Below are 24,868 nucleotides of genomic sequence, written 5' to 3'. Positions count from 1 at the left end.
TTTTGCAACATTCTGCTGTTTTTTCATAAAAAAGTGGGGCATTCACCCTCTCGCACCACTTAAAACTGAATGAACGGCAAAAACAGAAGGAACTTCTTCGAAAAAAAGGTGTCATCCACAAAAATTTGAAGAACAATTCTTGTGGATGACACCTTATTGCTCGAGGTTAAGCACTTCTGTGCAGACCTCTTGATGGTGGGACGAATCAATTCATAACAGCTTGCTTCTCTTCAATCATTTCTATGAGTCTTGGCAAATCAGAAAACCGATCGATCACAAGATCTGCACCAGCTTCTAAAAATTCTTGACGCACCCGTTCAAAAAGTTTTTCTTTTTCAGCAGCTGACAATTGCTGATACGTGTCAAAGGAATAACCAGCTTGTGAACTTCCTTCAATTACGCCCACAGAAAGAACTCCTGCATTCTTCCCTTCGAGTATATCGGAAATCGTATCTCCCAGTTTTAACACTTCTTGTCTATTTTCCTGTTTAAAATAGTTCAAGTTCGTTAATAACATCTCTGGGGAGGGACGCCCTTTGCCGTCTACTTCATCTGGCGTGACGATGTGATCTGGTTGATACCCTTGTTCTTTCGCCTTCGCAACAATGATCGCCATCATTTCACTCGTATAACCTGTCGTACTACCGATTTTGATTCCACGCTTACGTAAAGTCGCGACTGTGTCAAGTACACCTGGTTTCACTTCTGCATGATTTGCCAATTGTTGGAATAATACTTCTTCAAATGTTTCATAGATTGCCTCGATATCAGTAGTTTCAGGCTGACGTCCGTGAGTTTCTAACCAACTTTCAGCAATACGAGGCATTTCTAGCATCATTTGGATATGCTCGATTTTTTTCATTCCCATCGGCTCTCTGATTTCTCGTTCAGTCACAGTGATCCCTTGATGTTCAAAGGCTTCGCGAAACGCCGCCACCGGTGCCATACAACCAAAATCGACTGCTGTTCCTGCCCAATCTAAGATGACAACATTAATCATACTTTTGTTCCTCCATATATTGCTGGATCAACCCAGCTACTTTTTCAATATCTTCCAGATAGATCTCACCAATATTCCCAATCCGGAAGCAATCAGTATCACTGATTTTTCCAGGATAGATTGCGTAGCCATGTGCTTTTAAATAGTCATAAAATGCTTGGAATTCGAATTGGATGCTCTCGGGATATTTGAATGACGTGATGAAAGGTCCTTGATTCTCACTAACATAGGCTTCAAACCCAATTTCCGCCATTCGTTCACGCAAACGCTCATTGTTCATCTGATACCTGTCATAGCGAGCATCGATACCACCTTCATCCGCCAACTCTTCTAGCGCTTGCCAAAACGCTAATACAGTATGTGTTGGCGAAGTGAAACGCCACTTCCCATCAATGTCCATCACACGAAATTGATCATAAAGATCCATACTCAACGTGCGTGCTTGTCCGGCACTTTTTTTTAGTAGCTCTTTTTGACAAATCACAAAGCCAAATCCAGGCACTCCTTGGATACATTTATTTGCACTCGAAACAAGAAAATCGATTCCTAACTCTCCAACAGGGATCGGAATGCCACCAAAGCTTGACATTGCATCAACGATAAAACACAATTTGTGTTTCTTTGTCACTGCTGAAATCTCTTCTAAAGGATTCAAAATACCAGAAGTCGTTTCACTGTGGATCATTGCAAGTGCAGTAATATCAGGATGTAACACTAATAGTTCCTCGATTTTTTCAGCTTGTGGTATTTCATTTTCAGCCACTTGATAAATCACATGATCAATGCCGTGGTATTCAGCCATTTGAACCATCCGTTGGCCATAAGCACCATTTGTACAGATCAGTAAGCGGTCTGTCGAGCCAACAACTGAACTTAACACAGATTCAACCGCAAAGCTGCCACTTCCTTGCATCAAAACAGCTGTATAAGCCTCATTGGAGACACCAGCAAGATCAAGCAATCGTTGACGAATCGCCTGGGTGATGACTTTAAAATCATCATCCCATGTACAATGATCGACAAGCATTGCTTCTTTCACTGTACGACTCGTGGTCAGAGGACCTGGTGTCAATAATTTATAATTGATTTTACTGTGATTGATTTCTTTTTCATACTGTTCAATCACCTTTGTTTTTCCACTCATTTTCTTTCTCCTATTCAACTAGACTGGCATGTTTTTTTAGTAGATCTGGGGTTAATGCTTCCGGAAAGACTTTTTGATTTTTTGCGGTTTCAACCCCCGATAGATCATCTGTTTCATAAAGTTTACTTGGGTAGAATTGTAATAAATCTGCCCGACCTTCTTTAAGGATCACATTCAGCATTTTTTCGGCTAAAGGATTCGTCGCTTCTCCTTTATCGATCACCGCGAGTGATTCTGTTAAAGCGTATGTTCCTTCACTTGGTTCTACAAAATCGATTGGCAATCCTTCATTTTTATCTTTGATTGCTTGATGACGTAACCCAAAACCCAACGCCACTTCACCGACGCGGACTTTTTTCAACGGACCCGAACCAGACGCTTCAATATGGTCGCCTGCATTGTCATAAATATCGGCTAAAATCGCTTGCGCTTTTGTCTCTCCATATTGATCAATCAATCCTTGGAACAATAACCAAGCTGTTGAGGAATGGTTGATATCAGAAATCGCTAGTTGCCCTTCGTAGATTGGATCAGCTAAATCAGCTAAACTCTTCGGTACAGGCAACTCCGCTTCTTTCAGTGCTTGAGTATTGTAGAAAATGACACCTTCTTGTGTCGTCATCGGTGCTTGGTAGTTTGGCAGATCATCCATCGGTTGGACTTCTAACGCCAATTCTTTGAATATCGGTTCATTTTCTTGAACACCATCCAAATAGAACGTACTCATTGTCACTAAATCCGCTTCAATATCTGTGCCTTCTGCCCAAAGTTTACCACTCAATTCCGAAGTACCGAAGGATTGCAGCAAGTATTGGTTTTCAAAACCATTCGAATCAAGGACATCTTTGATGATTTGAACCGGCTCTTCATCTGCGTTGGTGTAGATGATGACTTTTTCATTGTTGTCATTGGCATTCTCACTTGCATTTGACGTACTACACGCCCCTAAAATTCCTAAAGCGCTGACGAATGACAGATAAATGAACCCTTTTTGAACTAGTTTTTTCATTTGCTTCAAATCTCCTCATGATAAATTGTGCAAGTATTCTTGCGGTTAAATTGATCAATAATAATAAGATAGATAGGATAAAGATTTCTGTGAATCTGCCGAAATGCTGTAATTCTTTGATTTTGGTCGTGATCACCATCGTTCGGGCACTTGTCAGAAACACCACTGCACTGATCGTAACCATCGAATTTGTAAAATAATAACAAGCCATCTCAACGATCGTCCGCTTTGAATTTGGAAGAATGATTCGAATCACTGTATCAAGCCAACTATCCCCCATCATCTTCGCTGTATTTTCCCAGTTGGGATTCATTTTTAATAAGGCACTTTTCGCTAACTGATAAGGAGTTGCAAAATAATGCACCATGTTGGCAATCACCAAAATACTGATCGTACTTTGAAGAGTCGTTCCGCTAAACACCAGCAAATAGGCAATCCCTAAAACCATACCTGGAATCGAGTTCGTGACAGAAGCGAGACTATCGATCGTTTTTGTGATCACGCTTTGTTTTGTGGATCTAGCGGTGAAAATTGCTGCCAAATAAGCAATTACTGTTCCAAACAGCGCCGTCCATAGGGCAACGAAAATCCCTGTATTCAACGTTCTTCTTAAATCAGACGTTTGTAGGAACGCTTCGATATGGCGTGTGGTAAAAGTCATATCAAAGGGCCACCCTTCGACAAAAGGAAGAAGGAACATCACGAGGAAGACTCCTACAATAAACAGGCCACCAACTGTCAGTCCTACACCAAAGAAAAAATCTCTGACAGGGTTGCTTTTTACTGACGTATTTGTCCCGGGGGTTGCATGATCATTTTTTTGGATCTTACGCAAAAACAGAACACTAATGATCGAAGGAACTAACATGATCAGTGCAATGACGGCTCCGCGATTAAAGTCTGGAATCGACCCCATAAAATACTCATACAATAAAGTCGTGATAAAGGGTTCTCGACCACCTACCGCTACAGGTATACCAAAATCAGTAAACCCCATGAAAAAGGCTTGGACGAAAGCAACACCAAATGTTTTGCCCAACGGTTGCAGGATCGTGATTTTCAATCCTCTAAAAAATCCGTCTCCCATCAATCTGGATACCGTCAAATAGCGTTTATCCAAATAATTCATGGCGTCATTCATCAACAAGAAAGTCACTGGGATCGTATAGATCAGTAACCCTAAGATCACACCTGATTTTCCATAGATCGAAAACAACTCTTGACCGAACAAACGCGTCCATAATCCTTGACGACCAAAAGAATAGATCAACACAAAGCCGTATGTGATGGTCGGTAATAACATTGGCAATATAAAGCATTTCTCAATCATCCACTTGAATCCTTTAGGTAGATTCGTAAAGTGCATCCCGTAAGCAAACCAAAAGCCAAAGAAGGTCGCAAAAATTGCTGTGATCCCAGCAATGAGCAAACTATTACTTAACGCATTTAGCCAATCGAAGTCCCTTGCTAGTTCTCGGAACAGCTCAAAGGAAAAGCTGCCTTCAACAGTCAACGCTTCTTTCAAAACATTCGCTAATGGATAAAACAATACGAGGACAAAACCAAATAAGATAATCGTTGGCAATAGCGTTTCTATTTTCATCCTTCTCATGAGAAGCGAACCACTTTTTCATGAACTACGCCGGTTGCTTGAGTAAAGATCCGTTCAATATTGCGTCGTTTGATTTTTAGCTGATCGACAATAAATGCCTGCACAAAGGGTTCCATCGTATTTGTCACGATATCTTTCGGTGTACTGTATTGTGCGATCCGACCATCTTTCAAAACCATGATTTTATCAGAAAGGGTCAATGCCTCTTCTGGATCATGTGTGACGATGATCGTCGTTAAGTTCAGTTTTTTAGCAATCAATTGGATACGTTCTTTGATCGATTCTTTGATGACACCGTCCAATGCACTTAATGGCTCATCAAGTAACAATACTTGGGGTTTCATCACCAGAGTCCGACCTAATGCCACCCGTTGTTTTTGCCCGCCAGATAATTGGTGGATGCGTTTATCCAAATGATCATTCAAATCCAATAGATCGATCAACTCTTGTAATTCTTCTTTAGAAGTGATATTTTTTTGTTTTCGCAACCCGTAGACCAAATTTTCATAAGCACTTAGGTTAGGGAATAAAGCATAGTCTTGAAAGACAATATTAAATGGTCGTTTTTCCATGACCTGTTTTGTGATATCTTCGCCATCATAAAGTAGTTGACCGTTTGTTGGTTGCTCCAATCCAAGGATAATATTCAATAAAGTTGTTTTTCCTGAACCCGAAGCACCGAGTATTGAAACGATCTCACCTTTATCGATCGATACATTGATTTCTTTTAAAACTTCATGATGATTAAATGTCTTACTAATACCATCTAGCTTTAACATGCTTTCACTCCTTTGTTCTTTCTATACTGCTAATTGTAGAAAATCACTTTTTACTTCTGATTAACTTTAAGTAAATTCTTTGTAGGAATATATATTTTTTGTGTAAATTTTCTAATGATTTTCAGATAAATATTTCTATAAAAAAACAGTGGCTTGCCTCAATGCGATATCCTCAGCATTGAAAGCAACCCACTGTTTCAGTAATTACTTGTTCAATTATTTTATTTATAAACTTGATGTAAATTTGATTCAAGCGTAAGCTCGCCTAGTTCTAAATCTCTCTCCGAAAATCAGCACTTCTTCGACTTGACTAACGTTGATCGGCGAGCGTTTCTTCAATATTTTTCACGATATTCTCTACTGTCAAACCATTTTCCGCTAATAGTTCCGTTGTTTCATAGCGATCATGAAAGGCTTTATCTAAGCCGTAAGTTTGCACACGGATCGCTGCATCTCCTAAATAGCCAGCGACCATTTGACCGTAGCCGCCTTCCAAGATACCATCTTCAAGTGTGACAACTACATCGTGCGTTTCTTTAAGTTCATCCAGCAATTCAGTATCTAAACCAGAGATGAACGCTGGATTAATCACCGTAGCCGTTAGTTGGAGAGCTTTCTTCAATTCAACAGCCACTTCTTCTGCCAAACCATAAAAATTACCTACACCCATGATTGCTACTTTTTCGCCTTTTTGGATGACTTTGTTCTTATATAATTGACTGTAATCTGTTCGATCTACTTCACCAGAAGAAGTGATTGGGCCGATTGGTACGCGGATTGCCACTAATCGATCCGTTTGATCAATCGACCATTCAAGCATCGCTAAGTATTCTTCTTTAGTTGTCGGTGCTAAGTATACTAGATTTGGGATATGACTCAAAAATGGAATATCAAAGATCCCTAAATGACTTTCATCATTCATTCCATTTACAGAAGCAAGTGTCACGAGGATCGTACCCGATAAACGATTCAATGCTAAGTCATGAGAGATTTGATCGTAACTTCTTTGTAAAAACGGTGAATGGACTGCCCATATAGGTTTTACCCCGCCTTTGGCTAATCCAGCAGTCATCGTCGCCGCATGTTCTTCGGCAATCCCTACGTCAACAAATTGTGCGCCGACTTGTTGACGCTGTTCCGGTGAAAATAAAATCATCGGTGTGCCTGCATTTACTGCCACAACTGTCGGATCTTCCTCCATTTTATGCAATAAGAAGTCTGTTGTTAGGCTGCTGTAGGTTTCTACCCCTTTCGATCGCAGATACTCGCCTGTTTCGAGACTAAACGGCCCTCCCGCATGGAACTTTTCGCGATTTTCTTCTGCAAAGGAGAACCCTTTTCCTTTAACGGTATGGATATGCAATACAACCGGCTCTTTTTGATCTTTTACTTCTTCGAATAACTCGATCAAAGCAGCTAAATCATTGCCTGCATCAAGATAACGATAATCAAGTCCTAAGGCTTTAAAGAAATTGTTCGTGGCCTGACCATTCGTTTCCCTTAGCTCTTTGAGATTTTTGTAAAGTCCCCCATGATTTTCTGCGATCGACTGGTCATTATCATTGACGATAATGATCGTATTCGTACCTAGTTCAGAAATATTGTTCAAACCTTCATAGGCTAAACCACCTGATAAAGACCCATCGCCAATCACTGCAATGACATTATTTGTTTCGTTTTTCAAATCTCTCGCCTTAGCTAGACCATTTGCTAAAGACAATGAAGTCGATGTATGCCCGATCGTGAAGAGATCATGTTCGCTTTCTAATGGGTTCGTGTAACCCGAGACTTCCTGATAATGCGCTTGGTCTAAAAACGCTTGTGCTCTTCCTGTCAACATTTTATGCACATAGGTTTGGTGTGAGACATCAAAAACAAATTGATCCTTTGGTGAATCGAACACATAATGTAGCGCCACCGTCATTTCAACAACACCTAGGTTGGGGCCATTATGCCCACCGTATTGGCTGATTTTTTCTAATAACGCGGCACGTGCTTCCTCTACCACTTGTTGAAGCTTTTCTTGCGTCATTTGTTTCAGATCTTGAGGACCTTTTATTTGTTTTAATAACATAGATTTCCCTCCTTTATTTCTGCTTAATCATACACCTTGAACCGAACTCTAAGTCAAGTGATTTTTTTAACAAATAATTCTAATTAGCGAAAATGTTGATCATACTGTTTTAAAGCTATTTTTTTATAAAAAAAACCGTAGATCCTTCAATCTACGGTTTTTATTTATTCCTTCGATGAATAGTTCACAATGATTTCACTCATTTTTTTTGGATTTCGTCGCTTGTCACGAATAATTTGATAACTAACAAGAACGATCAAAATCAAAATCACGCCTGTCAAAACGTACAATACTTGTATTTGTTCTCCCAATGGTGGTAAAACGTTTTTTTTAGGCGGTGCGCTTGGAGTCACTGATTCTTTCGGATCACCGGTATCCGGCTTCGTAGGGCTTGTTTCTTGTGTCCCATTTGAGTCAAACTTTAGTTCTCCAGTGACTTCAATGTTATTAGAACTAGCTTCTATGTGCGTTTGTGGCAATCCAATGATCAATAGACCTAAAACCATGAACAAACAAAGAATTGTTTGTTTTTTTTGTTTCATCCAATCACCTCACGATTTGAACTATGGATACGGATCTCCAGCTTCATCTAGCGCTTCAATATTCAGTGTCAACGTACTTGCAATTGAGATTGATCCTTTATCCGTTGGAAAATCAAGAACATCAGTATCAACATCTCCTTCAAAAGTAAACGTCGCTGTACTAGCTCCTGTTAAATCACCAGGACGTGCATTCGGTGAAGCTAAAGTCATAAAGTCTTCTGATATGGTTGTATTTACCGAACCATTTTCAATCAAAAGATTGCTGGCTCCTAAACTACCAACCAATGTTAACCGATCGATTGCTGAGATATCTCCAGAAGAAACTGTGTAATTTCCTAGACTGATTTTTACTGGACGACCGGAATGATTGGTGATCTTATGCTCTCCACCTAGAATTGTCTTATAGTCTTCTGGTTCAGTGAAGAAGACCGCTTTTAAAGGTAACGTCACATTCAACCATTTATCTGGATTGCCTGGTTCCGGTGCCTCCGGATCTGTGTTGTCAAATCCTAAAGTTCCATCGATTGCCACATCTGCCGTCTTATCGATCGATCCACCTAATGAATTATCAATCGTCTGGTCATCCCCATTGATGATCACATCAGCTTGAACACTGGCCCCTGCTGCTAAAATCGTGCCGAACATCAAACCTGTTGCTAGAATATTTTTTACTTTCATTTTGTTTTCTCCTTTATTTATGTCTTTATATCCTAAAGCATGATTGCTTTATTCCGTTTTTATTGATTGACATTGATGGTCACGTCAACCGTCGTTTTACCCATAAGCTTTTTATTTTCTAAATCATAAAACTCTAATTCTACTACTCCTGGATGCGTGCCTGTCGTTAACTCTTTTGCCAATGTCAATTCAGTTACTTCATATCCAGGCTCCAATAAGCCTGTTTCATATAATGTTTCTTTAGAATCCTTCATGGACAATATTGCTTGTTGCCCATAACGATTGGTCGGCAAGTTTTGGATCCAGATATTGCCCGTTTTTCCATCCGCATTGACACTGACTTCTGGATACACATTGATAGTTACATTACTATCATCTACCGCTTGATTGGCATATTTTTTCAATTGGTCGCCTGTCATTTTTTCCGCATGTTTGATCTCCGGAAAATCGTCCGACAAAATCTGCGTTGGTTGGTTATTGACATACCAATACCAACCAATCGCAACGATCGTAAGCAATAATAAAAGAAGCGCCAGTAATCTTTTTTTCTTTTGTTGTTCATTTTTTTCAGTTATTTTCTGTGTTTCCTGTGTGATCATGTTCACCTTCTTGTGTGTGTTCAATTTATCTTCGCAGCAAAGTGTAAACTCAACTTGCCTGTTACTTTATTATTTTGTGTGGGATCACCAAAATATTTCCCTGTAAAACCAAGTGACATTTGGGAATCTGATGGCACTGATTCGGTCCATTGTGCACCGGCAAAAGTACTTGCTTGTCCAACTAACGGCTTGTCAGATGGCGTCGCACCGATTCGTTGCAAATATAAAAACATTGATTCGCTCGTCGCTTCTTGTTCCGATGAATCTAAAAAGACAATATTCGAAGTACTTGCTAACTCCACATCGTTTTTGGTATGGAAGGAAACTGTCAATTCTGTCGTTGTCGAATGATTGATCACCTGATAATCATCACTAGTCACTTGATCGTCTAAGACGTCAAAAGCCATTCGGACTGGTAACGTTACATGGATCGTTGGATCACTTTCCACCACAAAAGGAACGGTATATTCCCATGTGGCTTTTTCACCATTAACCAATGACTCGCTGACAACGATCTTGCCAGTCGTCGTTCCTTCTTTGGACGTATCGGGATATTGAGTGAAACCTTCAATTTTCAAGGTAGGATATTGACTGATATCTAAATATCGTCCAATTTGACGATCCATATCTTCACGAGACATTCCTAACACTGTTTTTTGTTCACTTGGATTTAAACGATCGATGTTTATTCGTTCAAATCCATTCGCAGTGATTTGATAACGGCTTCGATTATCCGATATCCTTGGTTGCACCACATTATCTTTGATATTGTCCAGTCTGCCATTGGCTTCCGCATGGAAAATTTCTACGATATCGCCTTTCGCCACTGATAGTCTTCGATTTGTTCCGAAACCATTCAAGGTATCCAACCTTTGATTACCATTAACAGAAAAATCGAAATCTGGCGTTTGTGCATTCATTGGACCATTAGAAACAGTTACTTGGTTATAGTGCCTGATTTGATAGTACATATCATTTCCAAAATAGGAATGAACCGAAGTTCCAGCTAATGCACTATTATAGGTCGCAACAATTTGCGTTTGATCACTGTTCAAGCTTAAAGTTGCTGCTCGTAGGTCTGTTCCTTGAAAACTAATTCCTCTTACATTTAACGAATGACCAAACTGATAAGTGACTGGTACATCGATCGTAGCCAATACTGTGCCATTTTTTGAAACCTCTACACGTGCAGATTGACCATTCAGTGAATCTGGGAAACTTACAAAACGCGCGTCATAATCATCTGTTTCAGTTTGATCTTTGAAGACTTTGACAAAGTCTTTTGCCTGATAATCCGTTTCTCCATATCCATAGTTCAAGACTTGGCTATTCGGCTGGATATCTGTGTAATTTCCGATACCAGTAAAGCCAATGATGCCTTGTTCATTGATGACCCCGATTGAAAAACGCTCGGCATTATTCCGATTGATCTGGAATGTACCTGTTGTGACCTCTCCTGCCAAGTCCGCTTGATATGGATTGAATAAGCGAACAGGGTGTCCTGTAAGATCTAAAGTTACTGTTACTTGGTTTGTTGAAACAGCTGTATCTACTTCTGGTTGGATCGAGTTGAAGAACTCGGAAGTTTGTGCCCCATTCGTCTGCCACCTCAAGTATGGGTATGTTCGATTGGCACTGCTCCCCAAAGCAAAACTTGTGAACCACTTTTCACCAAACCCAAGCTCCGTTATGGTTGCATCGATCAATCCTGTAGTGCTACGCGCTTCACCCACACCACTTGTCGTCGTTTTTCTTGTAGTGCTTGCATCAAAATAAACATTGTTTGCTGTAATTCCTGTGGTAGTATTCGAAATCGGTTCTCCAGCAGTAAATCCTGCGACGAATAAATTCGTGAGCTGTGCGGTTGCAGTTGCACTTATCGCTCCGATCACTCCTTGTCCATTTGATGAACCAACACCATAATTATCGGTCATCACTAACTGACCACTGTCTTCAATCCTACCAATAAATCCACCAGAACCATTAGCAACATTTCCAAGAATATAGCCACTGTGATAACTCTCATTAATCGTCACATTTCCTGCTAAACGACCAATAAATCCACCAGCATAACTATTTCCACTTCGAAGATCACTCGAATTGATACTTCGTTCAATGTGTACTTGACCATTTTCTGTAACAAAGCCAATCAACCCTCCACGATAGCTAGATATTGAAGAATTGACCGTTGAGCGAGTCTCGCTATGCGTATCGGTGATCGTTACTGTACCAGATACTTCACCGATCAATCCTCCTAGATTCAAGGAGTAATTATTACCACCAGTAAAATTCACTTTTGAACTAGAATGACTCATGGTAAGCACTCCTGTCGTGCGACCAACGAGACCACCTAGTAAACCGTTTGAAGTATTCGAGTGAAGATTACTTGAGACTTGGCCATTCGTAATCGTTAGTTGTCCACTGTTGTTTCCAACGAAAGCCCCGCTCCCATTCGACTGGTTTGAAAGAATACTACTGCTACTGTCCATTCTGATATTCTCAAGTTCAACAATACTTCCTGCGCTGATTACGGCAATCACTCCTGCAGTATAGTTGGTAAATGACTGACCTCTAGTATTCGTCACTCGTAAATTTTCAAATGTTAGATTCTCGATTCGTAAAGGATCGTTTCCGACTGAGCGAATAAATGCTAAGTCTATTTCTCCACTAGTCAACGTCAAATTCTTGATGACTGCATGATTACCGATCAATTTCGCTCCATATACTTGTCTACCAGAAAAAGTACCTGCATTTGCCATATCGATTGCTATTCCATCTTCTGGTTCAATCGAATAGTTTTCATCATCTTTATCAAAAGGCGCTTGACTATTCAGAAAGCGACTTAGATCTTCTGCCGTTCGTATGACCGTTTGTACATAATTTGCCGTCACTGTTGCATCTTCTGTCCCCATCGTGAAAGTAGCCGTTCGATTTTCCTGATCAAATCTTGTCACCGTACTCCCTGTGCCAGTCACGCTAAATCCAACAAAGCGATACCCTGCATTTGCTTCAGCCGCCTGAATCGTTGTGGTTTCCCCTTCGATAAAATTCGTTCGGTCAGCGTTTGGATCAGCTGCACTTCCTGCCAAGGGATCACGGACCAGTGTCAAACTCATTCGCCGTGCGGTAAATCCAACCACTCCTTGTTGATTGATGACACCAATCGATACTCTTGCAACAGATCCACGATTGAAAGTGAAGGTTCCTGCTGTCGCTTCACCAGCTAAGCCAGAGCTGTATGGATTAAATAGTTTTAAAGGCTCGTTTTGTAGATCTAACGTGACCGCCACTTGATTGCCCGTCACTTGACGATCGACCATTGGATCGATGCTATCAAAAAACATCGATGGTTGCGTATTTTGCGTCTGCCAACTGAGATACGGATAGGTTTTATTCGTTCGTTGAGCGACTGAAAAATCGGTCCGCCAACGATTCCCAAAACCTAACATAGCGGTTGTTGATTCGATCAACTCTAGCGTAGTTTTCGCTTCCCCTACACCTGTCGTTGTTGCTTTATTCGTGGTACTGGAATCATAATAAACATTGGTCGCAGTAATACCTGTCGTATCTGAGGTAATTGGCTGTACCCCTGTAAAACCTGCAACAAATAGTTGGCTGAGTGTCACTCGATCCGTTAATTGATTGATCCCGATCACACCATTGCCATTGGAGGAGCCAATGCTATAACTATCCACGACACTGAGTGCGCCATTGCCTTCGGTCATACCAATGAACCCAGCAGTTCCTAGACTTGTACTTCCTTGGACATGTCCATTGTGATAGCTTTCCTCGATTTTAGCAGTTCCTGACATCCTTCCGATAAATCCGCCCACATTACTGTTATTTCCTCGCATATCACCGGCATTGATACTTCGTTGGATCGTGACATCTCCTGAGAAGGTCACTCGACCAATCATTCCACCTCGATATGTTCCGCTCAATGAATTGATTGCTGTTTGGCTTTCACTTACAGAATCAGTGATTATTACCTCACTACTGGTTTCGCCCACTAGTCCACCGATATTTAATGTATATGAACCACCACCAGTAAAAGTAACTCGAGAAAGACTACTCTCAATGGTCAATGGACCGTCATTTTTACCAACAAGTCCACCCATTAGTCCATTAGCTGTGTTGGAGTGTAACGTTCCTGAAACCTCACTGTTTTTGACCACTACTGAACCCATATTATTCCCAATCAACCCTGCACTTCCATTCGGTTGATTCGCTAAGATTCGGCTACTCTCATCGATCGTGATATTTTCAAGCTCCACTGACTTACCGCTTGCTACTTGACCGATGATTCCAGCTGAATTAGACGATGATCGTGTATTATTCAGCGAGATACCAGCTAAGGTCAGATTCTCGATTCGTGAAAGATTACTGCCATTGATTGTTTGGATCAATCCAAGGGAGGCATTTTGAGATACTAATGAAAGATTTTTGATGATCGTGCCATTTCCGATCAGATGACCAGAAAATTGACTACGTCCTGAAAAATCACCTTCTCCTGACATGTCGATCGTTTGATTTGTTTCTGGTTCGATCGTGTAAGTCTGGTCGTTTGCATCATAAGGAGACTCACTTCGTAAAAACTTTCCGAGATCATCGGCATTACGGATAATCGTTGAGGCGTATTCTGCTGTGATGACCGTGTTTTCAGTTCCAATCGTTACTGTCGCTGTTCGTGCGTTCAAATCGATGTTGGAAACTGAACTCCCCGCACCAGTTACACTGAATCCAACAAAACGATACCCTTGGTTAGGTGCAGCTGCTTTGATCTGTGTCGTTTCGCCTTCAAGAAAATCATTTTTTTCAATCTCCGGATCATGATCACTACCAGCGATTGGATTACGAGCGCTCGTCGCCGTCATTCGCCGTGCGGTAAATCCAACGACGCCTTGCTGATTGATGACACCAATCGACACTCTTGCAATAGATCCACGATTGAAAGTGAAGGTTCCTGTTGTCGCTTCACCAGCTAAGCCAGAACTATATGGATTGAATAGTTTCAATGGCTCATTTTGTAGATCTAATGTTACCGACACTTGATTACCCGTTACTTGACGATCGACCATTGGATCGATGCTGTCAAAAAACATTACCGGTTGCGCGCCTTGGGTCTGCCAACTCAGGTAAGGGTAGGTTTTATTCGTTCGTTGAGCGACTGAAAAATCGGTCCGCCAACGATTCCCAAAACCTAACATAGCGGTTGTTGATTCGATCAACTCTAGCGTAGTTTTCGCTTCCCCTACACCTGTCGTTGTTGCTTTATTCGTGGTACTGGAATCATAATAAACATTGGTCGCAGTGATACCTGTCGTATCTGAGGTAATTGGTTGCCCTCCCGTGAAACCAGCGATAAAGAGTTGATTCAACGTAACATTACTTGCTAGTTGATTGACTCCGATCACTCCATTACCGTTGGAAGAACCAATACTATAACTATCCATGATGCCAAGGGCTCCACCGCCTTCAGTCAAGCCGATGAATGCTGCGGTTCCTAGACTTGTACTTCCTTGGACATGCCCATTATGGTAACTTTCTTCGATTCGAGCAGTTCCTGACATTCTTCCGATAAATCCACCGACAATACTGTTATTTCCCCGCATATCACTAGCATTGATGCTTCGTTGGATCATCACATTCCCTGAGAATGTGACTCGACCAATCATACCACCACGATATGTCCCACTCGCTGAATTGATTGCGGTGTGACTTTCACTTCTAGAATCAGTGATTGTGACCTCACTACTGGTTTCACCAACTAACCCTCCTATATTTAAGGTGTAAGAGCCTCCTCCAGTAAAAGTAACACGAGAGACACTATTTTCAATCGTTAGTTGTCCTTGGTTTTGCCCAACTAATCCGCCCATCAATCCATTAGCAGTGTTGGAATGTAAGGTTCCTGAAACCTCACTGTTTTTGATCGTTACTGAACCTTGGTTGTTTCCAATCAACCCTGCATTTCCAGCGGGTTGATTGGCAGCAATTTGGCTACTTTCATCGATCGTAATATTTTCAAGCTCGACTGTTTTCCCGCTTGCTACTTGACCGATGATTCCAGCTGAATTAGACGATGATCGTGTATTATTCAGCGAAATGCCAGCTAAGGTCAGATTCTCGATTCGTGAAAGATTACTGCCATTGATTGTTTGGATCAATCCAAGGGAGGCATTTTGAGATACTAATGAAAGATTTCTAATAATCGTACCATTCCCGATCAAGTTACCAGAAAATTGACTACGACCTGAAAAGTTCCCTTGTCCAGACATATCGATTGTCTGATTGGTTTCTGGTTCGATCGTGTATGTTTGTTCATTTGAATCATAAGGAAACTCGCTACGTAAAAACTTTCCGAGATCCTCTGCATTGCGAATGACTGTCGAGGCATACTCCGCTGTGACTGTCGCATTTTCAGTCCCCATTGTGAAGGTTGCGGTGCGATTTGCTAAATTAACATTCGTAATCGTCCCGTTTCCTGTCACATTAAAGCCAACCAAACGATAGCCAGGAGACGGTGCTCCTGCTGTGACCGTCGTTGTTGCACCGACCACCAGACTAGTCGTCGGCGCAGTCGGATTACTTGCACTTCCAGCCTGTGGCGAACGTGCTAAAGTTAAGGTTCGATTACTCAGTTCGTAACGTGCAGTAACTGTTGCGTTTTGAGAACCCATGGTAAACGTGCCTGTTCGATTAGATGTATTTACATTCGTGATTGAACTTCCCGTACCACTCACATCAAATCCTGCAAACTGATAACCAGTCGCTGGGGCTGCAGCGGTGACCGTCGTTGTTGCACCTTGTGCCAGTGTGGTCACAGGCGCCGATGGATTTGCACTCGCTCCTTGCGATGGATTTCTAGCAAATGCCAAAGTATGAGCGGGTAATTCTGTAAAACTGCCACGGATCGCTTGGTTTACCGTTGCTACAAAGTTCGGATAATATGAATGATTCCATATAGTTGCAAAATAAAAATAGGTATTGAATATCCAATCCAAATCTACCGTAAATGAATTTGCTCTTTGACTAGTAAAAGAAGCATCACGGATACGCTCAACTCGTATAGTAAATTCTTGAAAATCCGCTAAAGTCCCTTCATTCAGATTGGATGGCGATAAAACTGGACCTTTTATTTGGTAAGGTGTTGTTTCTTGAATAGTAAAGTGAAAATCTCCTTGTCCATGTTGAATCGTATTCACTCCAAATTGATACTGATTTCTTGTTGGCATTCCATAAAAATCGACTCCTGCATACAACAAACTATTTCCGTCGCGATATAAAAACTGCCTAGGCAACATAATTCGCCCTACAATACTATTTCCTGTTCGGTTACCTAACTGATTACTCCCCGACCATACAATGGACGCTCGGCTGTCATTTAAAAAATAATTCCTAAAAGTTGTTGGAAACTGTGTACGGTTTCCACTGGCATTTCCTTGTAAAAATCTAGAGATCCAAAAATTATCTAGCGTATTCAATAGCTGCGCATTTCTTGGTTCCCTATCTAATAAAGGTCCATCTTCCACCACTTCTTCTGGCGTCGCTTCTACCGGTTCGCTCTCGTCCTCAGTCGCCTCCTCACTTTCTACCAATGTTTCTTCTATTGTTTCCTGTGTTTCACCAATATCTTCTACCTGTTCTTCTACACTTGACTCGTTGATCGTCTCAGCAATAACGCTGATACTATTTCCTAATGACGAAAAAAGCAGCAAGATAATTACAATCATATGTAAAATTTGTTTCTTATAAAAATGAGTCATTTCCTCCTCCTACTCTACACGTATTACTTGACGTGACGTAATCTGCTGATTTTTTGGCAGAAAGTTATACTCAATGTATTGAATGTACTGACTTATGGTGCTTCGTTTTCTACTTAATATCTTCTATTGTACGATTGATACCCTACACAACTGTTCTTCGTAATAGAACATGCCTACTTTTTTTGATATCCGCTAGTTGTATGTTTGACTAATTAAATGTATGCACCCCTTTCTTATCCAGATGAAACTATGATATTAAATAACAATGTAATAAAACTATTATTTTTTCATCTTTTGATTATAATAACACTAATCTACTTTTTGTTTATTTTTATTTTTTTCTCAAACAAAAAAAATAAAGCACTACCTTATTTCTATAAGTTCCGTAATTCTAGCAATAGTCATTGGTTACAATACACGCGCCCATAGTCAAAAACTTTTTTTTTATTATTTAGAAAAAAATATCACACTATGCACCTAGGAAATTTCTGCATAATTTTTATTGGAAAAACAAAATCTCCTCACTTTTAAAAAATAACAAAATTATTTAAAAAACAATTATTCGATAAAAAACACTGTAATTCCAACTATTCCTCCTTGATTTAAAACACATTATTTTTAAATTATCATGAATTTTCCATTTAAAACGTTTGTTTTTTTTGTATACTTATACTATGCACATCTTCCCCTTAGCCTATCTAACTATGTGTTTTAACATTAAAGAGAGACTCTATTTCTTACATATCTATAGAAAAATAAAGATTGGAAGCCAGAATAATGGAAAATTTACCCATCACCTTACAACTTGATAATCAGTTTAAACGACAATATCAAATTTTAAATTTAGTACATAAAAATAAAACCAACCAGTTAACAATCAATGATCTTGCTCTTGACTTAGAGAAGTCAAAGCCTACACTCAAAAAAGACATTGAAGAAATCAATCAAGCGTTGAATGAGCAGTGTGTTTCACTAAAGATTGATCATAAAGGACTATTATCATTCCAATACAAAAAAGTAATGACGATCGATTCGATGATCACCTTATTAGCAAAAAGGACCATCACTTACCAAATCATGGATCTATTACTTCATAATGTGACCTACTCAACCGATGAATTAGCCGATGCCTTGATGGTCTCTAGAAGTACAATTTTTAAAACGATTCGTCATATGAATAATATCTTGAAGGAATTCAGCGTGACGATCACTACTGGACCATTGACTTTGTCAGGTAGAGAGGAAGATATTCGTTTTTGCTTTTTTGCCTTTTACTCAAGTTTTGGCGATAGTACGATCATTGATTCAGATAGTGAGATCGATGCTCAGTATTTAGTTGACGAAGGTCATAAAAGAGATCACGCCTTTTTACATTTTAGCCATTTTCGTGCCGCTTTATGGCTGTCGATTGCAAAAGCGCGGTGGAAGTGTAAAAAACTTTGCAACTTGAATCGAAGTATCAAAGTGTTGATCAAAAGTAGTAAAGGCTTCTCTTCACTTGAGCCATTATTACAGGATTACTATCTTTCACGCTCAAATGAAACGCTCTCATTAAATGAAACGATGTGGTTATATTTAGTCTCACTTCATTGTATTTCCTACACACGTCAAAGTAATTTAGATGATGGACGCTCCTATGCATTTTATCGAGAAGAAAACCCTACTGTCATCGAAGCGATCCAACGTTTTCTAGCGACTGTTTTCCCAGAACACATGATCAAAAACGGGACACTAGAAAAAATGGAAGCCTACTTAGTCAATGCGCGTTTACTTTCTAAAATGAGCCATACTTACGAATTACATTCACCAACTATGGTTACTCAAATGAAAGCACGTTATTCTGAGATCTACCAAGTATGGCTTGAAAAATTGACGCTTCTAAAAAATAATCCATTGTTTGGTTTTGTTCATATCGATTATCTCGCAGCTGCGTTGACAACGTTTCATGCTTCGCTTTTGATGAGACAGTCGTATCGTCCTTTACGTATTTTGTTTACGATCCAAGGACCGCCATCTTTAGATGATTATATCCTGAATGAAATTGAGACACTCTTTATGCAACGTTCAACGATCGAATTTCAAATTGAACATGCTGTCACAAAAGAATCGATCGAAACCTACCAAGCTGATCTAGTAGTTTGTAATTATGATCTTCATTTGATCGATGAACAGACTTGCCAAATTCATCGCATCTCCAATGTTCCGACGATTGCGGACTGGCGTCTTTTAATGGAGACGATCACTTATTTGTCTTTGCCTGCTTATTTAGAAAATAAATAGAACAAAAACGCTACTTGTCCTTTATTCGCGAAATAAAAAAAGAGTAACCTGCTTTTGATCACAGGTTACTCTTTTTGTTCGGTCATCTATCTGATACACTATCAAAATTTAAAAATATTTTCTTTTTTTTCTTTTCTGCCTCCTCTAAAGCCTGACGATAGTCAGAGATTGGATATACAGGAGCTGTGGTTAGTAGATTCAATTGTCCCTCCTCAACCAAACGGAATAATTGTTGAAATACTTTCTGCCATTCTTCATTTGAAACCGAGTCAGCCCAGTGCCTTAGATGATAGACTTTAGCTTGGATCGGCAACGTATGGAGAAATGACCAATCAACTTGTTGACCAGATAGCAACCCGATCGCAATGAACTTCCCATAAGGTTGGACCGCTCGTGCAAGGATCTCACCACTTTCCCCTCCAACTTGATCAACGGCTGCGCGGACCCCTTTGGCATTTGTATGTGCCAAAATTTGAGTCAATGTTGTTTCTTCATCCCAAACAACGACCAAATCTGCTCCTAGTTCGGTTAACTCTTCTTTATATTTTTCGTGTCGAACAATTACAATGACTTTAAATGATAAAATTTTACTCAATTGGATAAAAATTCTGCTAATGGAGGAATTTCCTGCATTAAGCAAAACATGATCTCCTTTATTCAGGTCCAATTCTTTTGTACAGATCAACCAAGCAGTTACAGGATTGATGTACATTTGAGCAGCTGTCAGTCGATCGATCGAAGACGGGACAATAATGAGGTCTTTCTTTGATACTATGTGATAGGTTTGCCAAGTTCCTGCTACTCGTAGTGGTAAGACGTATTGTCCTATCATTTGCTCATCCTGAGGATCAGTGACTTGGATTACTTCCCCGACACCTTCATATCCAGCGATTTGTGGCAAGCTAATACGGTGCGCATAAGCTCCATGGATTGGTATCAAATCAGAAGGATTGATTGGCGCCATCAGCATTTTGACCAAGACTTCTCCTTGTCTTAAAGTGAGTGGCTGCTCTTCTAGTTGCACAACCTCTTGCGGCAAACCAAACTCTCGGTAAATCAGACAGTGATTTTTCATTTTTTTCTCCTTTGATGATCGTTGGGTTCTTTTAACAAGTGTATCATTTCCCTGAAATAAAAAGAAGACTGTGTGCCACCCTAGAAACGAATAAACGGTGGGAACAGAAGTACTATCTTCGACAAAAAGACGACGGCCACAAAAATTTAAAGAAGCAATTTTCATGGCTGTCGCTTTATTTTTTGAGACTAAAAACTTCTATTCCCACCTCTTGTGCTATGATCAATGAACTAAGTAGCCTTGGGATCATAGCACGTTACAGATCACTTCCTAGCAACTACGTATCAGTTGACGGCTACGACTGTTACTTTGACTGTTTTTTCCCCAAACCCATACTGATTCGCCATCAGTACCACTTCGTATTCGCCAGGAATAGGCAACACGTTGTTCTCTTTGATGACTGCACCTTTCACGACTTTGCCATCACTATAGACGGTTCGTGCATTTGTTGCTTTGATGATAGAGGCATCATCTATTTCATCCACCGTAATAACGGCATCTTCTGCCATAAACACATAGCCTTCTGTCAAATTTTCAGAACGAACGATTACTTTGACTGTTTTCTCAATATCCCCTTTATCAATACCAATCGTTACTTCATAGTAGCCAACTTCATCTTTGACTGTCGATGCTTTGATCACTGGTAACGCTTCTACTGGTTGACCAGATAAATCCGTTACAGTGGCCCCGACCGCCACTAAAATTGATTGGTCATCGGTCTGACCGACAGTTACAGCAGCATCCGCTGCGCTTAAAATATACTCTTGTTGTGGTAGTTGTTCCCCAACTACTTTGATTTTCACTGTTTTTTCTACACGGTCATCTTGTTCGATACCGATTGTCGCTTCATACTCTCCTGGAGTATCTTTCACTGTACTAGCCTTGATAATCGGTGTACCTTGTTTTCCTAGCGTTTGGTTGAACACATACGCGTTCGTTGCTATAAGAAGGGAATAATCATCGGTCTGACCGACCATCACTTCTGCATCGTCTGCTAACAATATATAATCAAAAGTAGGATTTTCAGAATCATTTTCTTCAATCGTTACAGTGACTGTTTTTTCAACCGAAGGGTTTTGCTTAATCCCTAGAGTGACTTGGTAAACACCAACTTCCGCTTTGATTGTTGAATCTTTAACGATAACAGTGATCGCTCTTCCCTGACTATCATAGGCATAGGCGTTCGTTGCTTCGATGATTGAACGATCATCTGTACGTTCGATCGTAGTAAACCCATCATTGGCGTAAAGTTCATAGGACAATTCAGGTTCAGTTGTATCCTCACCAATGACTGTCACTTGGATTTTCTGCTCGATTGAAAGGTCTTTATCAACTGTAATCGTTGCTTCATAGATACCTGCTTTGTTTTCAACGGTTGACGATTTGATCATTGGATAGGCTTCATAGGATAAACCACCATCTTTGTCAACGACTTCTGCACCACTTGCCCAGAGGATCGCTTCCTCATCCGTTTGGTCAACTTCCAAAGTGACATTTGTTTCCCACACATTCAAGCGATACTTTGGTTGGTTCTCTAGCTGTTGAACAGTCACCTTCACCTTTTTTTCAACAGCAGCATCTTGTTCAATCCCAAATATGACCTCGTAGGTTCCAGGAGTATCTTGCACCGTTGATTCTTTGATGATTACTCTTGCCACTTTTCCTGTTGTTACATCAAAAGCATAAGCTCCGCTTGCATCTATCAACGATTGTTCATCTGTATGACCAACATAAACTGTTGCATCCTCAGCGAGAAATTGATATTCGTGAACACCTGTCACTCCATCATTTTCTTGCATCACAGTGACAGTGATCATTTTTTCAAGACTTAGATCTTTATCTACAGCAATCAGTGCCTTGTAAGTTCCTGGGATGTCTTGCACAGTCGATGACTTGATCACGGCTTTTGCATCCACTGCTTCACCACGCTGATTCGTGATCTCGACATTAGCAGCTGCGATGATTGAAGCATCATCCGTTTGTCCTACCATGACTGTAGCATCTTGCGCACTGAATGTGTAACTTTCTTTATCTGTGATAGTAACTTTGATCGTACGCTCCACCCGAGGATCTTCTTTGATCCCTAATGTCATTTCATACTCACCTAATTGATTTTCAACGGTTGAGCTTTTTACGATCACATCAAATAACTCGCCCTTTTCATTACGTGCATAGGCACCAGCAACTTTTAGAATGTAATCAGTATCAGTTTGTCCTACTAGTACGGTCACGTCTTCTGCTAAAATCGTATATTTTGTTTCTTGCTTATCATTTAAAACTGTAACGTTTACTGTGTTTTCCACACTGGCATCTTCTTTTAAGCCAATGGTCATCTGATATTCCCCTGGCTTTTCTTCAACAGTTGTTCCTTTGATATAAGGTGTGAAGCCACTTAGCGGCTCCCCTTCTTCATCAACGACTTTCACATCTGCAGCCACTAAGAGTGAGGCAGAGTCAATTCTTTCGGGCAAGACAGTGGCATCATAAGCGACTAACTCATACTTTTGTTCTAAACTATTGATTTGTTCTTGGACGGAGGTGATTGATCCTAGTAAAGACTGATTTAGTTGACTCGTCTGTATAGAATCATTCTCCTTGCTCTTTTCTACTGATTGATTTGCAGCTGACACATGGGAAACTGGCACCATCATTGCTGACACAGTGAGACCGAGCAACATCAATTGACACATTGTTTTCCTTTTTTTCATAATGTAGATCATCCTCCTAAGAAAATTTAGCTCACCAATTATCTATGAATAGATTCTTCACCCATTCATAGCCCCCTTTTATTGGCGGTTTTTTGTAAAGAAATAACAATCCACATCCTTTACACCAAGAATAATAACACCATTTATCATCATTATTGTGCTTATTATTTCCTATTATAGAAATAAATTAACACCAATAAATTAGAATTATTCGCCATTGATTATTGCTATAAAAGAACACTGAATTATTAGAATTCTCCCAGTATCATATTTTTTTAAAGAAATAAAAAAAAGAATATTAAAATGTTCCAACTATGATTCTTTGGATTCTCCATTACTGATCAACCATTTGATGATATACTTGATTGATGAAACCCTTATCAAATAGTCACAATAAGCAATGGAAGGAGTGATGCTTTTATGGATACAGCTTTTCGATTAAAAATGAAAATACAACAAAATGAGCCGATTGAAGATCCGATGCTCTATCTTGAGCAATCACTGATCGTCAAAAAATATGAGCAACAAGAGAATCTATCCACTCTAGGGAAAATTTTTGCTTTAATCGGTTTAGCAGAAATCCCTTATGCAAATCAATTACCAGTTACCCAGTCATTGATCCAATATGTAGAAGAAATGGTGGCGACACCAGACGGTTTTTCTTATACCGGAAAAGCAGAAGATATCGTTCCTTGTTACAACGCGATGTTACTGGAGACCTATGTTCGTCTCGGTTTAGGACAGACACTCCCTGCCCAGCGAGCACTCACGTGGATCAAAAACTATCAGCTCTTTGAACGTAATCAAACAATCTCGTGGACAGGACGTGGTATTTGCCAACATGGTGGTTGCTTAAGAAAAACTCCTTGTTACATTGGCATCGGAAAAAGTGTTCGTGCATTGATCACTTATCAAAAAATGGTGGATCAATCTGATCCACAAGTAAAACAAATGATTACTGATGGTGTGATATATATGGAAAAACATCAATGGTTCAAACGTTTGTCGAATGGACAGCCCATTTCTGCACATATTACAGAAAATATGTTTCCACAAGGCTATGTTTTATCCCTGACCGATCTTATCTACATTGCTTCTCATACTAATGACCTTGATCAAGAGGCTTTACAACCTTTGATTGACTTATTACAAATGAAGCAGACTAAAACAAAAGGTTGGAAAAATGAATATATCTATCGCTATAATGGGTACCAACCATTCAGTATGCGCCGTCATGACTGTCCTTGGATCACTGAAATGGTTTTACAGTTTATTCATACAAATTCGTTAAAATCATTTTAAAAAAATGGTCGATATATAACAAAGGAACCTAATTTTATTTTTATAGATGTTATTAAAAAACAAAGACTTCGCATGATCAGCTTATCACAAACTAATATAAATCAAGGTTTCCTATATAATAACTCCTTATTCTTATTTTGAAATCAAAAAAAATATTTTGTTATGATACTATTAATAGTTTTAAAAATAACACAGAAATGGTATTATTTATTTACGAAGATAATAGAGGAGTGAATGATGTTGGTTCAGTTAAGCAAGTTTTTATTTTGGTTTCCTTTATGTATTGCCGTGCTAGCATTTTTT

At 39.9% G+C, this 24,868-nt stretch carries 14 protein-coding genes; 2 read left to right on the top strand and 12 right to left on the bottom strand.

Features of this window, described 5'->3' with window-relative positions:
• Window positions 1-205: 205 nt before the first annotated feature.
• The 10 genes from phnX to I2F89_RS04090 form a co-directional block, all read right to left on the bottom strand.
• Window positions 206-1,000, bottom strand: coding sequence for a phosphonoacetaldehyde hydrolase (gene phnX / locus I2F89_RS04135; RefSeq protein ID WP_195513547.1), 795 nt, complete (start codon window positions 998-1,000; stop codon window positions 206-208).
• Window positions 993-2,144, bottom strand: a complete 1,152-nt coding sequence (phnW, locus tag I2F89_RS04130; RefSeq protein ID WP_142433409.1) for a 2-aminoethylphosphonate--pyruvate transaminase — start codon at window positions 2,142-2,144, stop codon at window positions 993-995. Before phnW ends, phnX begins: the two co-directional genes overlap by 8 nt.
• A 10-nt stretch (window positions 2,145-2,154) precedes the next feature.
• Window positions 2,155-3,153 carry an extracellular solute-binding protein gene (locus tag I2F89_RS04125; protein WP_195513546.1) on the bottom strand — a complete coding sequence of 333 codons (999 nt, stop codon included), beginning with the start codon at window positions 3,151-3,153 and terminating at the stop codon, window positions 2,155-2,157.
• Window positions 3,080-4,765, bottom strand: a complete 1,686-nt coding sequence (locus tag I2F89_RS04120; RefSeq protein WP_195513544.1) for an ABC transporter permease — start codon at window positions 4,763-4,765, stop codon at window positions 3,080-3,082. The genes I2F89_RS04125 and I2F89_RS04120 overlap by 74 nt, the downstream gene beginning before the upstream one ends.
• Entirely contained in the window at window positions 4,762-5,544 is a 783-nt protein-coding gene (locus I2F89_RS04115; RefSeq protein ID WP_074800891.1) for an ABC transporter ATP-binding protein, read from the bottom strand. Before I2F89_RS04115 ends, I2F89_RS04120 begins: the two co-directional genes overlap by 4 nt.
• A gap of 310 nt (window positions 5,545-5,854) precedes the next feature.
• Complete coding sequence (locus tag I2F89_RS04110; RefSeq protein WP_195513542.1) at window positions 5,855-7,618, bottom strand: 1-deoxy-D-xylulose-5-phosphate synthase; 1,764 nt, start codon at window positions 7,616-7,618, stop codon at window positions 5,855-5,857.
• 164 nt (window positions 7,619-7,782) lie between these two features.
• Window positions 7,783-8,160 carry a hypothetical protein gene (locus I2F89_RS04105; RefSeq protein WP_115357917.1) on the bottom strand — a complete coding sequence of 126 codons (378 nt, stop codon included), beginning with the start codon at window positions 8,158-8,160 and terminating at the stop codon, window positions 7,783-7,785.
• 21 nt (window positions 8,161-8,181) lie between these two features.
• Complete coding sequence (locus I2F89_RS04100) at window positions 8,182-8,838, bottom strand: hypothetical protein (protein WP_071866845.1); 657 nt, start codon at window positions 8,836-8,838, stop codon at window positions 8,182-8,184.
• Window positions 8,839-8,897: 59 nt separating this feature from the next.
• The gene (locus tag I2F89_RS04095; RefSeq protein ID WP_071866846.1) at window positions 8,898-9,437 is read right to left on the bottom strand and encodes a hypothetical protein; all 540 of its coding nucleotides are present in this window, start codon (window positions 9,435-9,437) and stop codon (window positions 8,898-8,900) included.
• 20 nt (window positions 9,438-9,457) lie between these two features.
• Window positions 9,458-17,200, bottom strand: a complete 7,743-nt coding sequence (locus tag I2F89_RS04090) for an InlB B-repeat-containing protein (protein ID WP_195513540.1) — start codon at window positions 17,198-17,200, stop codon at window positions 9,458-9,460.
• 777 nt (window positions 17,201-17,977) lie between these two features.
• Between I2F89_RS04090 and I2F89_RS04085 the strand changes: the two genes are divergently transcribed.
• Window positions 17,978-19,480 carry a helix-turn-helix domain-containing protein gene (locus I2F89_RS04085; RefSeq protein WP_195513538.1) on the top strand — a complete coding sequence of 501 codons (1,503 nt, stop codon included), beginning with the start codon at window positions 17,978-17,980 and terminating at the stop codon, window positions 19,478-19,480.
• 82 nt (window positions 19,481-19,562) lie between these two features.
• Here the strand turns inward: I2F89_RS04085 and I2F89_RS04080 are convergent, their stop codons facing one another.
• Together I2F89_RS04080 and I2F89_RS04075 are read right to left on the bottom strand one after the other, a co-directional pair.
• Window positions 19,563-20,555 (bottom strand): zinc-dependent alcohol dehydrogenase family protein, encoded by a 993-nt coding sequence (locus I2F89_RS04080; protein ID WP_071866849.1) that lies wholly within the window; start codon window positions 20,553-20,555, stop codon window positions 19,563-19,565.
• Between the two features lie 284 nt (window positions 20,556-20,839).
• Window positions 20,840-23,263: a hypothetical protein gene (locus I2F89_RS04075; protein ID WP_195513536.1), complete on the bottom strand. Its 2,424-nt coding sequence runs from the start codon at window positions 23,261-23,263 to the stop codon at window positions 20,840-20,842.
• A 420-nt stretch (window positions 23,264-23,683) separates the two neighbouring features.
• Here I2F89_RS04075 and I2F89_RS04070 point away from each other — a divergent pair, with 420 nt between their 5' ends.
• Complete coding sequence (locus I2F89_RS04070) at window positions 23,684-24,565, top strand: hypothetical protein (RefSeq protein ID WP_074799493.1); 882 nt, start codon at window positions 23,684-23,686, stop codon at window positions 24,563-24,565.
• Window positions 24,566-24,868 lie beyond the last annotated feature (303 nt).

It is taken from the genome of Enterococcus sp. 1001283B150225_161107_E12 (genome assembly GCF_015556925.1).
Classification (GTDB): Bacteria; Bacillota; Bacilli; order Lactobacillales; family Enterococcaceae; genus Enterococcus_B; species Enterococcus_B mundtii.
Note: the sequence above shows the minus strand (reverse complement) of the source record. Positions and strands in the feature narration are given on the sequence as shown.